The organism is Hymenobacter sp. B81, assembly GCF_044628455.1.
In the GTDB taxonomy this organism is placed as follows: Bacteria; Bacteroidota; Bacteroidia; order Cytophagales; family Hymenobacteraceae; genus Solirubrum.
The window spans coordinates 454,746-473,018 of sequence record NZ_JBIYZW010000002.1 but is presented as its reverse complement, the minus strand read 5'-3'; the positions used below and the strand labels follow the sequence as shown (position 1 = coordinate 473,018).

Genomic DNA, 18,273 nt, shown 5'->3' with positions numbered 1-18,273 from the left:
GGTATGTTGAAAGTAGGCATCACCGGCGGCATCGGCTCCGGCAAAACGGTGGTCTGCCGGCTGTTTGCCCTGCTGGGCGTGCCCGTGTACGACGCCGATACCCGCGCCAAGTGGGTGATGCGCCACGATGCCGTGCTACGCGCCGAGCTGGTGGCAGCCTTCGGTGCTGAAGCCTACCTGCCCGAGGGTGAGCCGAACCGCGTGTTTCTGGCCCGGCAGGTGTTCAACGACCCCGCACAGCTGGCCCGGCTCAACGGCATCGTGCACCCGCGCGTGGGGCTGGACTTTGCCGAATGGGCAGCCGCTCAGCAGCGGGCCGGCCACCGTTACCTGCTGAAGGAAGCCGCGCTGCTCTTTGAGTCGGGCTCGTACCAGCAGCTCGACCGCATCATCACGGTGTATGCGCCCCAGGAGCTGCGCCAGCGCCGCGTGCTGGGCCGCGACCCGCACCGCACCGCCGCCGACGTGCTGAGCATCATCGGCAAGCAGCTGAGCGAGGAGGAAAAGCGCCGCCGCGCCGACTACGTGCTCATCAACGACGACCAGCAGCCGCTGCTGCCCCAGGTACTAGCCCTGCACGCGCAGCTGCAGCAGCTGGCCGCCCAGAGCTAGTCGCGCCGGTATACCGACATGATGCGGATGCCGCGGCTGTACTCGGCGTACACTTCCCAGCCCACGCTGTCGGCGTAGGTGTACATCTGGGGGTGCCAGCGGTAGTTGGTGAGAAAGTAGCGCGCCTGCCTGGGCGGCTTCACCACGAAGCGGGTCCGGTCCCGGGGAGGCAGCAGCAGCAGGTTGTTGCGCACCACCTCCGAAAAGCTGCTGCTCACGCTGATTTGCGGAGAATGGTCGTGGCGCAGAATCCACTCCAGCCCGGCCCGGTAGCCCAAACCCCAGTAGTCCCGCTCGAAGCCGCGCTCGACCTCGGCCGCCGAAATCAGCTGGTTGAAATACACCTGCTGCCGCGGATGGTCGCGCACGATGCGCCACCCCGGCTCCAAAGCGCCCGCCCCCAGCAGCAGCAGGGTCGCCTGCGCCCCGCGGCGGGCGAGAGAGGAGGATGCTTTACTGAGCCGCGCGAGCTGCTGCACCGCGCCCAGCGCCAGCAGTACCAGTGCTGGGTACACAAAGTACAGGTGCCGCCAGCCGTCGTAGAGCACCGAATCGAACCACACCACGGCCAGCAGCGGCCCCAGCAGCCAGGCCACGGTCAATAGGTCGAGGGTGCCGGCTTCGGTTTCCCAGAGGTAAGCCAGCCGCCGGCGCAGGCGCGCCAGGAAAGCCAGCAAGCCCAGTCCGAACGCCACCAGATAGGCCAGGGGCGTGGTGAGGGCTATCCAGGTAGGCGCGTAGTGCCAGGGCAGGGCCGACGCGGGCAGCAGTTCGCCCCGGTACAGCACGGTGCCGCCCCAGCGCGTAAACTGGCTCAGGTTACGGAAGGCGGTAGTCAGGTTAGTCCAGGGAGCTTCCCACAGCCAGGGCCAGAAGAGCAGGGCCGTGGGCACCGCGGCCGGCAGCCACAGCAGCGCCGCCAGCAGCAGCGGCCGGCGCCGCTCCGCCGGGGTGCGCAGCCAAGTCAGCCCCAGGCCGACCAGCGTGAGTGGCACCAGCAGCACCCCCGTTACGCGCAAAGCCACGGCCGCCCCCAGTGCCAGGCCGTGCAGCAGGGCACGGTGCCAGTGCGGGCGGTGCAGCAGCCGGCTGAGCGTGTACATGCCCAGGGTGAAGGCGGCCAAGAAAGTCAAATCCTTGGCGTTGTAAAACGACTCGGCAAACAGGCGGGGCGTGCCCCAGAGCGCCGCCGCGCCCAGCAGCCCCAGCCGCCAGTCGCCGTAGCGCCGGCGCACCAGGCCGTAGAACGCCAGCAGCCCGCCGTAGAACACCAGAAACACGCACAAATGGCGTAGCAGATAGGTCGGCCGCGAGTCGTGGTCGAGGCCCAGCAGCTGGGTGAGCCCGAACACCGGGTACTCGAACGCCGGGCCGTGGTCCCGGTCGGAGTAGCCGGCCAGGGGCTCGATAGCCGCAGCGGCCGGGTTGTTGCGCACCAGTGCGGGCGCCAGGCGCTCGGTCACGTACTTGGCATTCACGGCACCGTTGTAGTGGTCATACTGCTCGTCCCACGACACGCCGTAGTCGTCGAACAGCCGCAAACCCAGCAGCAGTACCAGGACGAAGAAGGCCGACGGCAGCCAGCGGCTCAGGGGCCAGCGGGAGAGAAACGAAGCGAAACCAGAAAAGCGCACAGCAGCCCGGGACGGTAGTACGGCCAAAAGTAGCAGGCCGGGCGGGGTTTTCGCGGCCGTTGCGGGCACTCGTGCCCAGCCATGTCGCTACGCCGATCAGAAAAACAGACCGCCTCCGTTGTTTATTTCTCGCCAGTAAAGTTCTGCTTGCCGCCGGCGGATCTGCTGCAACAGCGCGGCCTTGGTTTTCGGGTCGCCGGTCACGTCACCACTTCACAGGTCGCAAATCGCGGGGCCCGCCGCGGCCAGGGTTGAAACCTTCAGCGGGGCCAAAAGCAAAACCGCCACTCCGTTTTGCAACAAAGTGGCGGTTTGCCGTGGTGGTAGATACTGGGTTCAAACCAGTGACCCTCTGCTTGTAAGGCACTCGTTTGGCTCTGAAAAAGTGCCTGTGTGCGCCGGAGTGGCCTTTTCGGTCACTGCCCACACCCCCATTTCTCGACCGCCGTCTCCACTTGTAGGCACCGCCGCAGCTCATTCCCATGAGCAAGACGACTGAGCACAAAGAAGGACAGGCCACTGTCCGCATCATCTACAAGGTCGACAAGACGCTGGCCGATGGCTCGCACCCCTTTCCGGTGCGCATCACCAAGGACCGGAAGCAGGTCTACCGCGCTACCGGGCTCTCGTTGCACCCCAGGTACTGGAACGCCGAGAAGCAGGAAATCCGCCGCAGCTACCCCGAGCCCCAGCGCACGGAGTTGGTTCAGGCGTTGCAGAAGTGGGAGCAGAAGTACACCGAGGCCGCCCACTCCCTCGCCAGCAACGACGAGCAGCACGATGCCAACGCCGTATTCAGCCAAGCTACTCAGGAGCGCCAGAAGCTCCGCCGCATCCGGCTGCTGGCCTACATTGATGAGCTTGTGGCTGCCATGCGGCTGGCAGGCCAGGTCGGAAACGCTGGGGTGTACAAAGACCTGCGCAGCCAGCTGAGCAAGTTCATCCAGGCCGAGCTTGGTGGGGAGGACCTGCCTTTTGAGCGGGTGACGGTGGCCTTCTGCAACCGGTGGGAGGCGGTGCTGCGCGCATCCGGCGCCAAGAACATCACCCTGTCGCAGCGCTTCCGGACGTTGCGGGCCGTGCTCAACAAGGCCATTGCCAACGGCGACGCGAAGCCGGAGCACTACCCGTTCGCCCGCACCGTAGCTGAGCGCCACAAGTTCAGCGTCGGCAAGTTCGACGTCAGCACCATCAAGCGGGCCGTCAGCCGGGATGCCCTGCGGCGTCTGGAAGCCCTCGAGCCGGTGACTGACCGGCTGCAGCGGGCGAAGGACGTTTTCCTGTTTTCATTCTACGGCGGTGACATCAACTTCACGGACCTGGCCCAGTTGCGGTGGCGGGACTTGGCGATAGGGGAGGACGGAAGCTGGCGACTGCGCTATGAGCGGCAGAAGACGGGCGGCAAGTTCGTGCTCAAACTGGTCGCGCCTGCCGTGGCCATCCTGGAGCGCTACCGCCCGGCTACCGGCGCCGTGCCCGACAGCTACGTGTTTCCCATCCTCGACACGGAGCAGCACCGAACCATTGTGCAGATCAAGAACCGCCTGCACAAGGTGCTGGGCCAGGTCAACAAGGATCTGAAAACCCTAGCCGAGCTGGCCGGAATTGCCACACCCCTGACGACCTACGTGGCTCGCCACTCCTTCGCGACCAGCCTCATCAGCGAGGCGATGGGCCACAAGTCCGAGGCCGTGACCAGCGTTTACCTCGATTCGTTCGACGCCGATGCGCTGGACGCGGTCTTTGAGCGTTTGCTCTGAACTGGACGAAAGTGGGAGGTGTCACATGCCTGCCGGTTTCACCAGCCAGAGGCGCAAGGCCCTGAACAGGCTAGGCAGCCGGGCGTTGTTCCAGCCGCTGCAGCAAGGCATCTATCTCGGCGGCGTAGGCGTCGATCTGCTCCAGTCCTGTCCGCGCGTCCTCGATCTGGCCGCGTTGGTACTGGTCTACGAGCTGCTGGCCGTGACGCAGCATTTGCTGCAGCACCCGCTCCAGGCTGCGCACCTCCGGCGCCAAGCCGAAACGCGGCGCCAGCGTGGAGCTCACCCACTGCCCCAGCGGGTTTTCGCGTACGGAAAACAGGGAGGAGTCAGGTTCACGCACGCCGTAGAGCACCGACCGCAGGCGGGACTTGAACACCACCTGCTTGATGCGCGCTTGTTGGAAGTCCAGACTACCGATGTCCATGACCAAAAGAACGGGGTGAAGGTAGGGACAACATTGCCGGCTTACGCATGGCTCGATCCATCGGGGTGCTGCAATTGCTCCAGCTGCTGGCGCATGTGCACGCGCTCCGTCACGTCGAAGGCAAACACAAAAATGCCGACGATCTGCTCGTTTTCGCGGAAGGCTTGGTAGGTGAAATCCAGGTACACATCCGTGCTCTCCGTGCCATTGCGTTGGACTTGCAGCCGCACCTCGTTTCCAAAGAACGTCTCGCCCGTTTGGTAGACGCCGTTGAGCAGGGCCAAGAACCCTTGTTCGGCGGCTTCGGGCACCACCTCCAACACGGAGCGACCCAGCAATTGGCGGCCTGCAAATAGCTCTTGGTAGTGGGGGTTGGCAAATTCAAACACGTGCTGCGTGCCGCGCAGGATGCAAATGAGGGCCGGCGCCTGCATGAACAGGTTGTAGAAGGTTTCGCGCTGGGTGCTGGCCAGGCGGGCCGCGGCGTACGCCTGGTCCGACAGCATCATCTGCTGCTCGTTGGCCTCGGTCAGCTCCTGCACCAATTGCTTTTGCTCGTGCACGTCGATGCCCGAGCCCACCCACAGGCTGACGCTGCCGTCGGGCTGCTGCTGGGGCACGGTGCGGGCCAGCACCCAGCGGTACTGCCCGTCGTGCCGGCGCATGCGGAACTCCGCTTCGTAGGGCTGCTTGTTGTCAATGGCCTGCTGCCAGTTCAGGGCGAGGCGGGGCAGATCGTCGGGGTGAATCACCGATTGCCAGCTCTGGGAGGGGGTGTCGGTCGTGGCCAACCCGGTGAAGCCCAGCCACCGCTTGTTGAAGTAGTCGATGGTGCCGTCGGGCTGGGCCGTCCAGACCATGACGGGCAGCGCTTCGAGCGTGAACAGGGCGCGCGCTTGTGCCACTTTCAGCGCCTGCTCGGCCGCCTCGCGCTGCTGGTCGGCTACGTGCTGGGCCGTGATGTCTTCGGGGTGCTGCAGGATGTAGAGCAGTTCGCCGTGTGCGTCCAGCACGGGGTAATGGGTGATGCGCCAATACCGGGTCTCGAAGCCGCCGCCCTCCGCTTCGGGCCGCAACAGGTCGTAGCGCATGACGGCCATGGTGTGCGGCTCTTTGTGCCGGCGCACGTGCTCGTGCGAAGCGTCCAGCTCCCGCTGGCTTTCCGGCGCCGAGGGATAGGCCTCAAAGATGTTGCGGCCCGCCGATTGCTCCCGCGGGAGCATGGACACAGCCACGTGCCGGTCGGAGTTGTCCACGATGGTTCCGTCGGGTTGCAGCAGCAGGTAGTTGTGCGGCAGCAGGCGGAATAGGTGCTGGTAGTCGGGCGATGCGGTGGCCATGCGGCAAGGAACAGAGTGTGGTGCGCGGAGCGCTTAGTAACGCAACAGCCACTCCACCGCGTCCGGCTCGTGCTCGAACAGGCGGTAGGTCAGCGCCGCGGCTTTGGCTTCGTGCAAGAGGTTGTTGACGGACAGGCGGGCAAATACGTCGTGCGGCACGAGCACCGCCCCGTACACTTCCCGCCCCTGGGTTTCCGGCGAGAGCCAGTACTCGACAATCCACTTGCTTTCTTCCTCCGTGAAGGGCGAGAGCAGCCGCTGGTCGCCTAGGATCTTGTTCCAGCCGCGCAGCTGCAGCAGCCGCCCGGTGTGGGTTAAGTAGGCTTGCAGGTGCGCCAGCTTGCGGGGGCCGGGGTGGTATTGCAGCACGGCGTAGCCGTCGGGGTGCTCCAGGATGCGGCCAACTGGGTTGTCGAAGTACAGGCGCAAGGTGTGTGGGGTCAGTCGGTTCGGGTTGGGGCAAAAGTAACGCGGGTTACGTAAGAATGTGGCTGAGCGTCTCGAACACCGACCGAGCGCGGGTTGCGGACCTGCCCCAGCCCCGGCACGGGACCGGACCGCCGGGGAGGAAATGCGTACCTTTGCTGGCCGCTCATTCCGTATTCCTGTTCTCGCATGAACCATTCGAAGACCGAAGCCGAGCGTCTTGCCGCTCTGCGGCGCTACGAAATCCTGGACACCCCGCCCGACGGTAGCATGAACCGCTTGGCCGCGCTGGCCGCGAAGGTGTTCAACATGCCCATTGCCATCATCAGCTTGGTGGACGAGGACCGGATCTGGTTCAAATCCCACCACGGGCTGGAGGTCGAGCAGATCGACCGGGCTCCGGGCCTGTGTGCCTCGGCCATCCTCTCCGACGAGGTGTACCTGGTGGAAGACGCCCGCCGCGATCCGCGCACCTTGGCCAACCCGCTGGTAGCGGGCGAATTCGGCCTGCAGTTCTACGCCGCTGCGCCCCTGACCACGCACGACGGGTACAATTTGGGTACCTTCTGCCTCATCGACCAGAAGCCGCGCTACCTTACCGAGCAACAGAAGGCTATCCTGCAGGACATGTCTGGCATTGCCATGGACGAAATCGAACTGCGGTTGGCCGCGCGCAAAGCCGCAGAGGCGAATGCCCGACGCATCGCCGAGCTGGAGCAACGCGCTGCCGGAGTCTGAGCCCGTAGAGGTCCGGGCCAGCAAGCGGCAAGCTCTTCAACGTGGGGGCCGGGAGGTCACCGGCGCGGTTCAGGCTTGCGCCTTCGGGGCATACGCGCAAGCCCGTCTCAGTTTCCCGCGCCGAGGGGGCGGGGCACTGGCATGCCTGCAGGAACAGAACAGCGGCCGGGCTCCTTCACCGCCTTGCCGTTTACCGCTGCCACCCGTATACCGGTAGCAAAGTTCCTTTTGCCGCCCGCCGCGCACTCCTTCCGTTCCCATGTCCAGCCACGCCTCGCCCCAAGATCGATACGAACAAAGCCAGGCCCGCTTCCGCACGGTGTTCGAAAATTCGCCGCTGGGGCTGAAGATCATCACCCCGGACCTGACCATCCGCCAGGTGAACCCGGCGGTGCTGGCCATGCTGGGAATCACGCGCCCGGAAGACCTAGTGGGCCGCAAAATCATCGAGTTTGCGCACCCCGACCACCGCGCCGACTGGCAGGAGCTGCAAACCCGGCTGTGGGAACACAAGCTGCCGGCCTTCACGCTCGAAACCTGCCTGGTGCGGGCCGACGGCTCCTCGTTCTGGTGTCAGGTGCACTCGGTGCTCTTCCCCGATGAAGGCGGGGAGCTGGGCTACACCATCCTGGAGGACATATCCGACCGCAAAACCCTGGAAGCCAAGCTCAAGCGCCTCTACGACGCGCAGGAAACCATCCTGCAGCTGGCCACCCACGATTTGAAGGGCCCCATTGCCCACATCGAGTTGCTCACCGACCTGCTGCAGCGCGAAGTCGCCAGCCGCAGCGGGGAAGCCCCGCCCCCGCCGGAAATGGTGCACTACCTGGGCCTGATCCAGCAATCCTGCACCCACGCCCACGCCCTGCTCCAGGACGTGCTCTACGTGGGCGACCTAGACGAGCACGGCCTGCAGAAACGCCCCACCGACCTGAACGCCTACCTGACCGCGCAACTCGAACGGCACCAGCTGGCAGCCAACGAAAAAGCCATCCGCCTGGAGTTGGAGTTGCCGTCCCAGGCCCCGCAGGCGCGCCTGCACCCCGAGAAGTTCGGCCGCGTGCTGGACAACCTGCTCCACAACGCGCTCAAGTTCACCCCGGCCGGCGGCACCGTCACCGTCGGCGTGCGCGAGCAGGCCGGCCGGGCCTTGCTCACGGTGCGCGACACCGGCATCGGCATCCCCAGCAAACTGCACGGCAACCTGTTCGACAAGTTCAACCCTACGCGCCGGGCCGGGCTGCAGGGTGAAACCACCACCGGCCTAGGGCTGTTCATCGCCCGGCAAATCGTGGAGCAGCACGGCGGGGCCATCTGGCTGGAAAGCCGCGAGCAGGAGGGCACCACCTTCTTCATCGAACTAGCGTAAGCGGCCGCGGGCCCGTACTTTCGCACCCAACGGGGCGGTTCCCAGCCCCCTCTTGCCATGGTGAAGCTTTCCAGCGTGCTTTTGGTCGACGACGACCCGCTGACCAACGACTTGAACGAACGGCTGCTGCGGCAACTCGACGTAGCTGAACGCTACCTGTCGGCCACCGACGGGGCGGAGGCGCTGGCGGCCCTCGCGTACCTGAGCGCCGACGCGAACCCCGACTGCCCGGTGCTGGTCTTGCTCGACGTGAAGATGCCCGGCATGAACGGCCTGGCCTTCGTCGAAGCCTACCAGCAACTGCCCCCGACCCAGCAGCATGCCGTGGTCATCGTCCTGCACACCGCCTCCATGACCTCCGACGACTTGGGCCGCATCGAGGACCTGCCCATCGCCGGTTTGGTCAGCAAGCCGCTCAGCCAGGAAAAACTCGACACCATCCTGCAGCTGCACTTTCAGCGCCGGTTTCCCGGAAAGTCTTCGACCGAAGTATCTCGTTGAAACTATCAGGTAGTTGCGCTAGTACCCTCCTGCGCGTCCGCGATTGTTGTGAGAGGCACAGCGCAATGCACAGATGTTGGCCTCCATCCGCAACACCGTGGGCGGCAATGAGCTGACCCTCGTGGTGGGCGGCGTGAAGGCCTTCAACCTCGACAACTTCTGCAACCGCAAGGGCGCGGCCGAGCACTTCAAGCTCTTCGTGGGCTTCCAGAACCTGGTCTGCACGAACCTGTGCGTGCGCACCGACGGGTACCTGGGCGACTTACGCGTGGGCAGCCTCGATCAGCTGCGGGCTGCCGTCTGCCGCGACTACTACCGGGGCGAGAGCTTCTGCCGCGACGAGGCGGGAAATATCAACCTGCGGCGGCTCTACAACCTCTTCACGGGGGCCAACAAGAGCACCTACATCGACCAGTTTCTGGACCGGTCCGTCAACCCGCTGGACCTCGCGCTGCAGGTGCAGAACGCGCTGGAAGGCCGCAGCACTAGCTGGTACCTGAGTTGACCGGTCTAGCCCACCCCGTTGCACTCAGTTGGGGTGGGCCTCTCCGCAGCTTGACGAGGAATGCGGCCGACCTGGCCTAGAACACGGCTCTTTCCAACGGTTTCTGGCCCGAAGCAGAAACCCGATTCCCATTCTCCACGGCGACGCTAGGAGAGGAATGTAGGCACCACGGTGGGCACCAAAAGCAAAACCGCCACTCCGTTTTGCAACGGAGTGGCGGTTTGCCGTGGTGGGAGATACTGGGTTCGAACCAGTGACCCTCTGCTTGTAAGGCAGATGCTCTGAACCAGCTGAGCTAATCTCCCGATTTCCTTCGCGGCGTACGCGCCGTTTGGGATTGCAAATATGGGAGGTGTTTTCGGAAAGCACAACTCTTTGCCGACATTTAGGGCATAAAATTTTTGCCAAAAAGCGGCGTTTTGACGCAATCAACTCACTTTCAACCAGAAAAATTCGGGTGCGGGGACTGAAAATAGTGCGGCGGGGCCTGTTCGCGCTGCTGCTGCTACTCCTCGGGGCCACGGCAGTGCTGTGGCTGGGGCAGGACCGCATCATCGGCCTGTTCGTGGCCGCGGCCAACCAGCACCTGCGCACTCCCGTGCAGGTGGGGCGCCTGGAGCTGGCGTGGTGGGCCGACTTTCCCCGGGTGAGCATTGCCCTGCACGACGTGCGGGTGCGCGGCTCCCTGCCCGCCGACACGGCTTTGCTGGCGCGCCTGCCCCACCTGCACTGCTCCTTCGATGCCTGGGACCTGCTTACCGGGCGCTACCGCATCCGCAGCCTTACCCTAAGCGGCGGCTACCTGCGCCTGCGCCACGATGCGCGGGGAGAAGCCAACTACCAGGTGTTCCGGGCCGATACCAGCGCCAATGCCCAACCCGTCACCTTTACCCTGGAGCGGGTGCGCCTGCGGGGCGTGGCCCTGAGTCTGGCCGATTCGCTGCTGCATCACCGCTACGCCGGGCAGGCCCACGACCTGACCGCCGCCCTCAGCATTGCGCCCGATTCCATCTGGCTGAATGTGCGCGGCCCGCTGCGGGTGGAAGGCCTGCACCTGGGGCGCGACCAGTACCTGGCGCAGCGCGAGCTGACACTGGCTGCGGAGCTGCTGCTCGACCGTAAGAATCAGCGGCTGACGCTGCGGCCGGCCGAGCTGCGCATCGACGAAGCGGCTTATGAGCTGGCGGGGCAGGTGGGCTGGGGCGGCGCTACTCACCTCGACCTGCGCGTGAGCGGGCGGCAAACCGACGTGCCCGGGCTGCTGGCCCTGCTGCCGCCGCGGCTGCGGGCGCCGCTGGCGGCCTACCGCAGCCGCGGTGAGGTATACTTCGGCGGCACGGTACGCGGCGAGCTGTCGGCGCGGCAAAGCCCCCGCATCGACCTGAAGTTTGGCTGCCGCGGCGCCTCGCTGTACCACCCCAATACCCGGCAGACCCTAGAGCAGCTGCACCTGAGCGGCTCGTTCAGCAACGGGCAGCCGGCTGCGGCGCGCAACTCGGTGCTGGTGCTCGACCAGGTGCGCGGCCAGCTGCGCGGCCGGGCCTTCAGCGGCCGCCTGCGCTACGCCAACTTCGCCGACCCCGACATTGACCTGACCCTGCGCGCCGACCTGGACGTGGCCGACGTGCTGCGCTTCTATCCCACGCCGGCGGTGCGCCAGGGGAGCGGCCTGGCCCGCCTCGACGCCCGCCTGCGCGGCAACCTGCGCGCGTTTCGCCGCGACCCGGCCCGGGCAGCCAGCCAGGTGGCCGGCGAGCTGGAGCTGCGCGGCGTGAGTTTGCAACTGCGCGCCCTGCAGCCAGCCTTCACCGACCTGCGCGGCAGCCTGCTGCTGCGCCGCAACGACGTGGCCGTAACCGATTTTCGCGGGCGCTTCGGGCAGTCGGACTTTCGCCTGAGTGGGCTGTTTGGCAATGCTCTGGGCTGGCTGCTGCTGCCCCGGCAGGAGCTGCGCATCGAGGCCGACGTAGCCGCGCGCTTCGTGAATCTGGATGAGCTGCTGAGCGCGCAGGCCCCTGCCAAAGCGCCCGGCGCTGGCCGGGTCGCGGCTGCCAACCCGGAATACGCCTTCGAGCTACCGCCCGCGCTGGCCCTCGACCTGAACGCCCGCGTGGAGCGGCTGCGGTTTCGGCGGGTGCGGGCTCGGGCGCTGGCGGGCACGGTGCGCCTGCAGCGCCAGGTGCTGAGCACGCCCGGCATCAATCTGCGGGCGGCTGGCGGGCAGTTTGCGGTGCGCGGCTCGCTCGATGCGCGCCAGGCCGGGCTGGTGCAGGTGCGCACCGTGGCTTCGTGCCGGCAAGTGCCGCTCGACAGCCTGTTCTACAGCTTCGAGAACTTCGGCCAGGGCTTCCTGACCGACCGCCACCTGCGCGGCGAGCTGACGGCCACGGCCGATGCCGACCTGTTTTTCACCCCGCAGCTGCGCCCCCTCACCGACAAGCTTGAGGCTGAGGTGCACGCCACCGTGCGGCGCGGGGAGCTGAACAACTTCGCGCCCCTGCAGAAGCTGTCGATGGTGGCCAGTCGCGAGCAGCTGCGCCGCCTGCGCTTCGACGAGCTGACCAACACCATCTACATCCAGAGCGGCACGGTGTACGTGCCCGAAATGGACATTCGCTCCAACGTGCGGGCCGCCGCGCGCCTCAGCGTGACGGGCACTCACACCTTCGATCAGCAGATGGACTACCACCTGGCCATTCCGCTGCTGCCGGGCCTGCGCCGCCCGGTGCTGCGCACGGCCGACGGCGCCCTGGCCACGGCCCAGGGGCCCGAGCTGCTGCTGCACGTGTGGGGCGACGAGGACAACTTCCGCGTGGGCTACGACCGACAGCGGGCCCAAGCCCGGCGCGGCCCGCGGCCCGCCGGCGGCCGCGAAGCCCCGGCCGTGGCCACCACCGAAAGCCCCGCTCCAGCCCCGGCGCCGCGGCTGCGCGAGGTGCTCAGGGCCCCGCTGAAGCCTGCGGAAAAGAAACCGGCCGTACCCCAGCCCGGCGAGTATTTTGACTTCTGAGCGCGTTACCGACGAGCATCAACATTTGCGACGAGAGGCCGTAAGCGCAGGACACGCTTTTCCTCAACCCAAACTCCCTCCTGCATCATGGCCAACGAGCAACAAATCCTCCAGCAGTATTCCGAAGCCGAAAAAACCGCCTACCTCAGCGTAGTGGCCAGCATTGCCTCGGCCGACCGCGAAGCCTCGGCTCCCGAGGTCGAGTTTCTGCAGCAGCTGGCGCAGGCCGCCGGCCTCTCGGCCCAGGGTAGCCAGCAGGTAGTAGCCGCCGCGCAGGATTCAACCAACGAGAGCATCGCGGGCAACCTCAATCAGCTCAAGAACAGTGAGCTACGCTTTTCGCTGGTGAAGGACCTCATCAGCTTTGCCCGCGCCGATGGCAACTACGCGCCCGACGAGGAGCAGATGATCAACAAGATTTCGACCTACCTGGGCGTGAACCAGCAGCAGGTGCAGACGCTGGAGCAGGTGGCCAGTGAGCAGGCCCAGCACCCCGAGGAAACTCCGAGCACGGGCAGCGGCTTGCTGGGCGGCATCGGCGACAAGCTGCGGCAGGTGGGCATTCCGCCCGAAACGGCCGTAACCGGGCTGCTCACCGTGCTGGCGCCCATGGTGCTGTCGCGCGTGATGGGCGGCCGCCGCTCGGCCGGAATGGGCATGGGTGGCATGGGCGGTGGCCTGGGCGGTATGATGGGGGGCATGGGCGGTATGGGCGGCGGTGGCCTGGGGGGCTTGCTCGGCGGCCTGATGGGCGGCGGCAGCCCGCTGGGTGGCCTGCTCGGCGGCGTAACCGGCGGCAACCCCAACGCCGGCATGGCCCGGATGGGTGGCGGCCTGGGCACCATTATGTCGGTGCTGGGCGGGCTGGGCGGCCAGCCGCGCATGGGCGCACGCACGGCCGGCGGCGGCGGTCTGGGCGGGCTGATGGGCGGCGGCTTGGGCGGCCTGCTCGGCGGTCTGATGGGCGGGCGTCGCTAGGCCCCCAATTTCTCCCGGCGCTGCTTGCCAGGATATAGCCAACACGAAAACGGTCCCGGTCGAAGCAAGCTGCTTCGGCCGGGACCGTACTGGTTTGCGTGGGCTCGGGGCTAGAGCACCGGGTGGCCCCCGGCCGGGTCGGCGGCGCCGGTGGGCGCCCAGGGCGACATCTGCACCACGGTGGTGTTGGTGGCGAAAGTGGCGTGGTGGGCCTCCACAATCTCCAGGATGCGGTAGTTCACCTGCTCCTTGAGGTCCAGGTATTCGTCGTAGGTAGCCACCTGCACGAAGTACTGCACCGACAGGTCGCGGCCGGTCTGGGTGAGGGCGGCCAGCTTGATCTGTACTTCCTCGGGCACCACGGCCGGGCGCTGCCGCAGATCCTCGCGCAGCTCGCTGGCCACGGCCAGCAGCTGGGCCCGGGAGGTTTCGTGGCCGAAGTTCAGCGTGAAGCTCACCCGCCGCGAGGTGCGCAGCGACAGGTTGTCGAGGGGCTTGTCGATCATCGAGCGGTTGGGCACCGTCACGTAGCTTTTCTCGGCCGTGCGCAGACGGGTGCTGCGGAAGCCGATTTTCTCGACCGTACCCGAAATGCCGCCCACGTTCACCAAATCGCCCACCTGAAAGGGCCGGTCGAGGAAGATAGTGAACGAGGCAATGAGGTTTTCCAGGCTCTCTTTGGCGGCGAAGGCCACGGCCAAACCGCCGATGCCCAGGCCGCCGATCAGGGCCGTTACGTTCACGGCAAATACCTGGCCCAACATCACCAGAAAGGCGAAAATGAGCACCAGCACCTTCACGAAGTCCTTGGCAAAGGGAATGAACTGCGCATCGAGGCGGGTGTTGACGTTGGTCGTGAACTCGGCCCGGCGGCGGTACACCAGTTCGGCAAAGTCGATGAGGCGCAGCACCACCCAGGCCATGGCCCAGATAACGCCCATCTGGTAGAGCCGAAACGCGACCTTCTTGATCCAGGGCTCGTTCTGGCCGATATCCGTAACCCGCACCGGGTAGTCGAGCACGTTGAAGGCCAGAAAGAGCGTGAACAAAAACAGCACCACCGACAGGGGCTGAATCAGCAGGGCATTGAGCTGCTGCTGCGATACGCCCGCCGTGTACTTCTTGGTGAGCCGGTAGAATACGCCCGACAGAAAGCGCGAGAGCAGCCGCCGCAGCCCGAAGCCCAGCAGCAGAATAATCCCGCAGACCATGAACTGGCCCACGGTATTGCCCAGGAAGCGTTGGTTGAGAAGTTCGGGTACGGTCATGGCTTACAGTATTGGGTACCGGGTATTGAGTAGTTGGTAGCAGGTAATGGGAGGATGGGAGCCGAGCTGCCGCCGACTACTCCAGGGCCGAAATGCATTACCCAATACCTGCTACCAACTACCCAATACCACTTACACCAGCTGGCGCAGGGCCAGCTCGAAGGAGGTGCGGGCAATCTGCACGGGCTGGCCGCCCTGCTTGTGGGTGCGCTCCAGGGCCCGCAGAATGGTGCGCGAAATGTCGCCGAAGATGGCCTGGTCGGTGATTTCGGCGTTGGTTTCCATCAGGTAGGCAAACACCCGGGCCATGCCGCAGTTGGCAATGAAGTCGGGCACCACGGCCGTGTGGGCGTCGGCGTACTCGCCGGTGGGGCCGAAGAAGATTTCGGGGTCGGCGAAGGGCACGTTGGCGCCGCTGGAAATGACTTCGAGGCCGCCGGCCAACAGCTGCTCTACCTGGCTGCGGGTGACCAGGCGCGAGGCCGCGGCCGGAATGAAGATTTCGGCCCCGCTGCTCCACACCTGCTCGTTGATCTGCTCAAACGGCAGCACGTTATCGGCCGTGAGGGCGTTGCCCTGGCGGCTAAGGAACAGCTCGCGAATCTGCTCGAAGGAAAAGCCCTCGGCATTCAGCAGGCCGCCGGCCCGGTCGATGATGCCGGTGATGCGCACGCCCTGCTGGGCCAGGTAGTAGGCCGCCGCGGCGCCCACGTTGCCCCAGCCCTGAATGATGGCGCGCTTGCCCGTCAGCTCGCCGCCCCACAGCGCATAGTAGTGGCGCACGGCCTCGGCCACGCCGTAGCCGGTAATGAGGTCGGCCACGGTGTAGCGGCGGGCGCGGTCGGGCGTGAACTGCTCATCCTCTACCACCTTCACCACGCCCTGGCGCAGCTGGCCGATTTTCTGGATTTTCTGCGGCTCGGTGGCGCGGTAGTGGCCCGTTACCACGCCTTCCTGCGGGTGCCACAGGCCGTAGTCTTCGGTGATGGGAATTACCTCGTGAATCTCGTCCACGTTCAGGTCGCCGCCGGTGCCGTAGTAGTTTTTCAGCAGCGGAATCACGGCCCGGTACCAGCGCTCCAGCACGCCGCGCTTGCGCGGGTCCTGGGGGTCGAAGTTGATGCCCGACTTGGCACCGCCGATGGCCGGGCCCGACACGGTGAACTTCACTTCCATGGTTTTGGCCAGGCTCTCGACCTCACGCTTGTCGAGGCCCTTGCGCATGCGCGTGCCGCCGCCGGCCGCCCCGCCCCGCAGCGAGTTGATGACCACCCAGCCTTCGGCCTCGGTTTCAGAGTCTTTCCATTCAAAAACGATTTCGGGACGCTTGTTCTCGAAGGTGGCTAGCAGGTCGCGCATGGGAGGAAGAGGGGTAGGGGAAACAAAAAAAAGTCCAACAAATTCGCCGCACAAGCCCGGCGGCAAAGTACGCGGCCAAAGGTACACCGAGCCCGGGAAACGCCCCGATTTTACCGCTGCGGATTCTTGGCAGAAGCCCGGCTGCCGCGGAAGAAGTCAAAAAACTTAGGGCTGGCCCAAGATTATAGGAACTTTGGAGTATAGGGCGCACGTATTACGCGTACTCTCTCGATAAAGAACTGTCCACCGTTGCAAGCCTCCATGAAACCACTGCTTTCACGCGTTGAATCCAAAAAAGTGGATCAGGCTGCCGCGATGCTCAAGGTCTTGGCTCACCCCAAGCGCCTGGCCATCGTCGATCTGCTGGGGAAGGAAGATAAAATGACCGTGACGGAAATTTACCGCACGCTCGGCCTGCCGCAGGCCATTGCTTCTCAGCACCTCATCACCTTGAAGGACCGCGGCATTCTGTCGTCGTTCAAGGTGGGCACCAAGATCTACTACTCGCTATCCATTCCCAAGCTGCTCGACGTGATTGATTCGCTCGAGGAGTGTTGCGACGCGATGTAACCCCCGCCCCGCCGCCATCCACCGGCCAAAAGCCCCGTCCACCAAAACGGGGCTTTTTGCTGCCCGCTGATTGGGGCTGCCCAAGGCCAGGAATATAAATAAAGTGGCGCCCCGGCTTTAAGCTGGGGCGCCACTTGAGTTTTGCAGGGCGCAGGGTCGGTGCAGCCCGGACTTAGGCCTGGGTGGGCTGGCGCTCCAGGTCAAACAAATCGTTGAGCACGTCGAGCAGTTGGTCGGCCTGGTCGCGCTTGCAGGCGGCTTTGAGCTGCAGCACGTGGCGCTTGAGTACCTTCTGCATCAGCGACTTGGTGATATCGTCCAGGCGCTTGGCTTCGTCGGGGCCCAGCTTTTTCTGGTAGCGGTCCAACTCTTCCTGCCGAATCTGCTCCAGACCTTCCTTCATGCGGTGAATGATGGGCGACACCAGCATCTCGCGCGACCAGTCGTGCAGGCCGGTCATGCTCTCGGCAATAATGGCGCGCACCTGCGGCACGGCGGCCAAGCGCTGCTCCAGGGCCTGGTTGGCCCGGCTTTGAATGGCGTCGATGTTGTACACCAGCACGCCGGGCACGGCCTCCACCTCGGCCTCGATGCTGCGCGGCACCGACAGGTCGATGAAGAACTTGTAGCTGAGCACGTCGAGCCGGCTGACCATCTCAGCGGTGAAGAAAGGCGTGTCGCGGGCGACCGACGAGATAATCACGTCGGCCTGTTGCAGGCCGTCGACCAGGTTCTCGAAGTCGAGCACCTTCAGGCCACCGCACTCCTCGGCCAAGGCGTCGGCCTTGGCGCGGGTGCGGTTGCAGATGGTCACGTCGGTAAATTCCTTGCTGTCGGCCAGGTGGCGGCACACGTCGGCGCCGATTTCGCCCAGGCCTACCACCAGCACGCGGGGGTTGGCCACGTCGGCGGTCAGCTCCTCCACCAGCTCCAGGGCAGCGTAGGACGTGGAGGCGGCCCCGTCGCGGAACGAGGTTTCCTGCTGCACGCGCTTGTTGGTGAAGAACACCGTGTGCAGCAGCCGGTGCAGGAACGGGCCGGCCGCGTCGGCATCGGCCGACCACTGGTAGGCGCGCTTCACCTGGTTGGCAATCTGCAGGTCGCCCACTACCTGGGCGTCGAGGCCCATGGCTACCTCGAAGAGGTGCTGGGCGGCGTCGTCGCAGGTGTTGTAGAGGGTGAAGTACTCGTAGAAGGCGTCCACGTCGGCCACGCCCTTGAGCTGGCCGAGGGCCTCGATGATGGCCGGGCTTTGATCACGCTCAGAAGCATAGAATACTTCCGTGCGGTTGCAGGTGCTGAGCACGAGTAGGTCCGAGAGGCCCAGCTCGTTGCGCAACGTATCCAGGAAACGGCGGCAGGCGGCTTCGTCCAACGCAATCAGCTCGCGGATGGCGAGCGGCGCGGTTTTGAAGGAAAGACCAACAGCCTTGAAAGGATGGTTCATAGCGGGAGCTACGACGGCGTAGATGTGGGGAGCAAAATTACGGCGCAAATCGGTAGGTAAAAACCCTAAAACTGCTTAGGAGTTCAGCCTTTCGGTTAAAACGGGGTTTCCCGGCGTTAAACCGGGCCCGGCGCGGGCCAAACTGACGAAAATCAGCTGGCCGGGCGGGCAAACCGGGTAATCGTCAGCTTTTACAAAGGTGCGCAGCAAGCGTCGGAAGATCAATCACTTGATGATGTGATGCCCGCCGCGGTCTGGCCCGGGGCGACCCTGGCCGCCGCGGCTGCGTACCTTCGCCAACGTACGCGTAGCGGGCCGGCTTCGGGTTG

Annotated in this window: 16 protein-coding genes and 1 tRNA gene; 9 read left to right on the top strand and 8 right to left on the bottom strand. The window is 65.3% G+C overall.

Going from position 1 to position 18,273, the window contains the following annotated elements:
- The first annotated feature begins 3 nt into the window (after positions 1-3).
- Entirely contained in the window at positions 4-612 is a 609-nt protein-coding gene (gene coaE / locus ACE191_RS13110; protein WP_400192685.1) for a dephospho-CoA kinase, read from the top strand.
- On the opposite strand, the gene ACE191_RS13105 is transcribed toward coaE, so the two are convergent.
- Positions 609-2,246: an ArnT family glycosyltransferase gene (locus ACE191_RS13105; RefSeq protein WP_400192684.1), complete on the bottom strand. Its 1,638-nt coding sequence runs from the start codon at positions 2,244-2,246 to the stop codon at positions 609-611. The genes coaE and ACE191_RS13105 overlap by 4 nt on opposite strands.
- Positions 2,247-2,728: 482 nt before the next feature.
- On the opposite strand from ACE191_RS13105, the gene ACE191_RS13100 reads away from it, so the two are divergent.
- On the top strand, positions 2,729-4,006 hold the full coding sequence (locus tag ACE191_RS13100; protein WP_400192683.1) for a site-specific integrase: 1,278 nt from the start codon (positions 2,729-2,731) through the stop codon (positions 4,004-4,006).
- Between the two features lie 70 nt (positions 4,007-4,076).
- On the opposite strand, the gene ACE191_RS13095 is transcribed toward ACE191_RS13100, so the two are convergent.
- The 3 genes from ACE191_RS13095 to ACE191_RS13085 are packed head-to-tail and all read right to left on the bottom strand — an operon-like array spanning position 4,077 to position 6,202.
- Entirely contained in the window at positions 4,077-4,433 is a 357-nt protein-coding gene (locus tag ACE191_RS13095) for a hypothetical protein (protein ID WP_400192682.1), read from the bottom strand.
- Positions 4,434-4,474: 41 nt separating this feature from the next.
- Positions 4,475-5,773, bottom strand: a complete 1,299-nt coding sequence (locus ACE191_RS13090) for a PAS domain-containing protein (protein WP_400192681.1) — start codon at positions 5,771-5,773, stop codon at positions 4,475-4,477.
- Between the two features lie 33 nt (positions 5,774-5,806).
- The gene (locus ACE191_RS13085) at positions 5,807-6,202 is read right to left on the bottom strand and encodes a hypothetical protein (RefSeq protein ID WP_400192680.1); all 396 of its coding nucleotides are present in this window, start codon (positions 6,200-6,202) and stop codon (positions 5,807-5,809) included.
- A gap of 186 nt (positions 6,203-6,388) precedes the next feature.
- Here ACE191_RS13085 and ACE191_RS13080 point away from each other — a divergent pair, with 186 nt between their 5' ends.
- From ACE191_RS13080 to ACE191_RS13065, 4 genes are all read left to right on the top strand, one after another.
- Positions 6,389-6,937 (top strand): GAF domain-containing protein, encoded by a 549-nt coding sequence (locus ACE191_RS13080; RefSeq protein ID WP_400192679.1) that lies wholly within the window; start codon positions 6,389-6,391, stop codon positions 6,935-6,937.
- Positions 6,938-7,196: 259 nt separating this feature from the next.
- Positions 7,197-8,306, top strand: a complete 1,110-nt coding sequence (locus tag ACE191_RS13075; RefSeq protein ID WP_400192678.1) for an ATP-binding protein — start codon at positions 7,197-7,199, stop codon at positions 8,304-8,306.
- A 57-nt stretch (positions 8,307-8,363) separates the two neighbouring features.
- Positions 8,364-8,807: a response regulator gene (locus ACE191_RS13070; RefSeq protein ID WP_400192677.1), complete on the top strand. Its 444-nt coding sequence runs from the start codon at positions 8,364-8,366 to the stop codon at positions 8,805-8,807.
- Between the two features lie 73 nt (positions 8,808-8,880).
- The gene (locus ACE191_RS13065; protein ID WP_400192676.1) at positions 8,881-9,312 is read left to right on the top strand and encodes a DUF3871 family protein; all 432 of its coding nucleotides are present in this window, start codon (positions 8,881-8,883) and stop codon (positions 9,310-9,312) included.
- Between the two features lie 227 nt (positions 9,313-9,539).
- On the opposite strand, the gene ACE191_RS13060 is transcribed toward ACE191_RS13065, so the two are convergent.
- Positions 9,540-9,617: transfer RNA gene (locus ACE191_RS13060), tRNA-Val, on the bottom strand.
- Between the two features lie 152 nt (positions 9,618-9,769).
- Between ACE191_RS13060 and ACE191_RS13055 the strand changes: the two genes are divergently transcribed.
- Together ACE191_RS13055 and ACE191_RS13050 are read left to right on the top strand one after the other, a co-directional pair.
- On the top strand, positions 9,770-12,322 hold the full coding sequence (locus ACE191_RS13055; RefSeq protein WP_400192675.1) for an AsmA-like C-terminal region-containing protein: 2,553 nt from the start codon (positions 9,770-9,772) through the stop codon (positions 12,320-12,322).
- An 87-nt stretch (positions 12,323-12,409) separates the two neighbouring features.
- On the top strand, positions 12,410-13,300 hold the full coding sequence (locus ACE191_RS13050) for a TerB family tellurite resistance protein (RefSeq protein ID WP_400192674.1): 891 nt from the start codon (positions 12,410-12,412) through the stop codon (positions 13,298-13,300).
- 110 nt (positions 13,301-13,410) lie between these two features.
- Here ACE191_RS13050 and ACE191_RS13045 read toward each other — a convergent pair whose 3' ends face one another.
- Positions 13,411-14,568 (bottom strand): mechanosensitive ion channel family protein, encoded by a 1,158-nt coding sequence (locus ACE191_RS13045; RefSeq protein ID WP_400192673.1) that lies wholly within the window; start codon positions 14,566-14,568, stop codon positions 13,411-13,413.
- 132 nt (positions 14,569-14,700) lie between these two features.
- Positions 14,701-15,927 (bottom strand): Glu/Leu/Phe/Val dehydrogenase dimerization domain-containing protein, encoded by a 1,227-nt coding sequence (locus ACE191_RS13040; RefSeq protein WP_400192672.1) that lies wholly within the window; start codon positions 15,925-15,927, stop codon positions 14,701-14,703.
- A gap of 315 nt (positions 15,928-16,242) precedes the next feature.
- Here ACE191_RS13040 and ACE191_RS13035 point away from each other — a divergent pair, with 315 nt between their 5' ends.
- Entirely contained in the window at positions 16,243-16,497 is a 255-nt protein-coding gene (locus tag ACE191_RS13035) for an ArsR/SmtB family transcription factor (protein ID WP_400192671.1), read from the top strand.
- Between the two features lie 172 nt (positions 16,498-16,669).
- On the opposite strand, the gene hemA is transcribed toward ACE191_RS13035, so the two are convergent.
- Positions 16,670-17,944 carry a glutamyl-tRNA reductase gene (hemA, locus tag ACE191_RS13030; protein ID WP_400192670.1) on the bottom strand — a complete coding sequence of 425 codons (1,275 nt, stop codon included), beginning with the start codon at positions 17,942-17,944 and terminating at the stop codon, positions 16,670-16,672.
- Between the last annotated feature and the right edge of the window lie 329 nt (positions 17,945-18,273).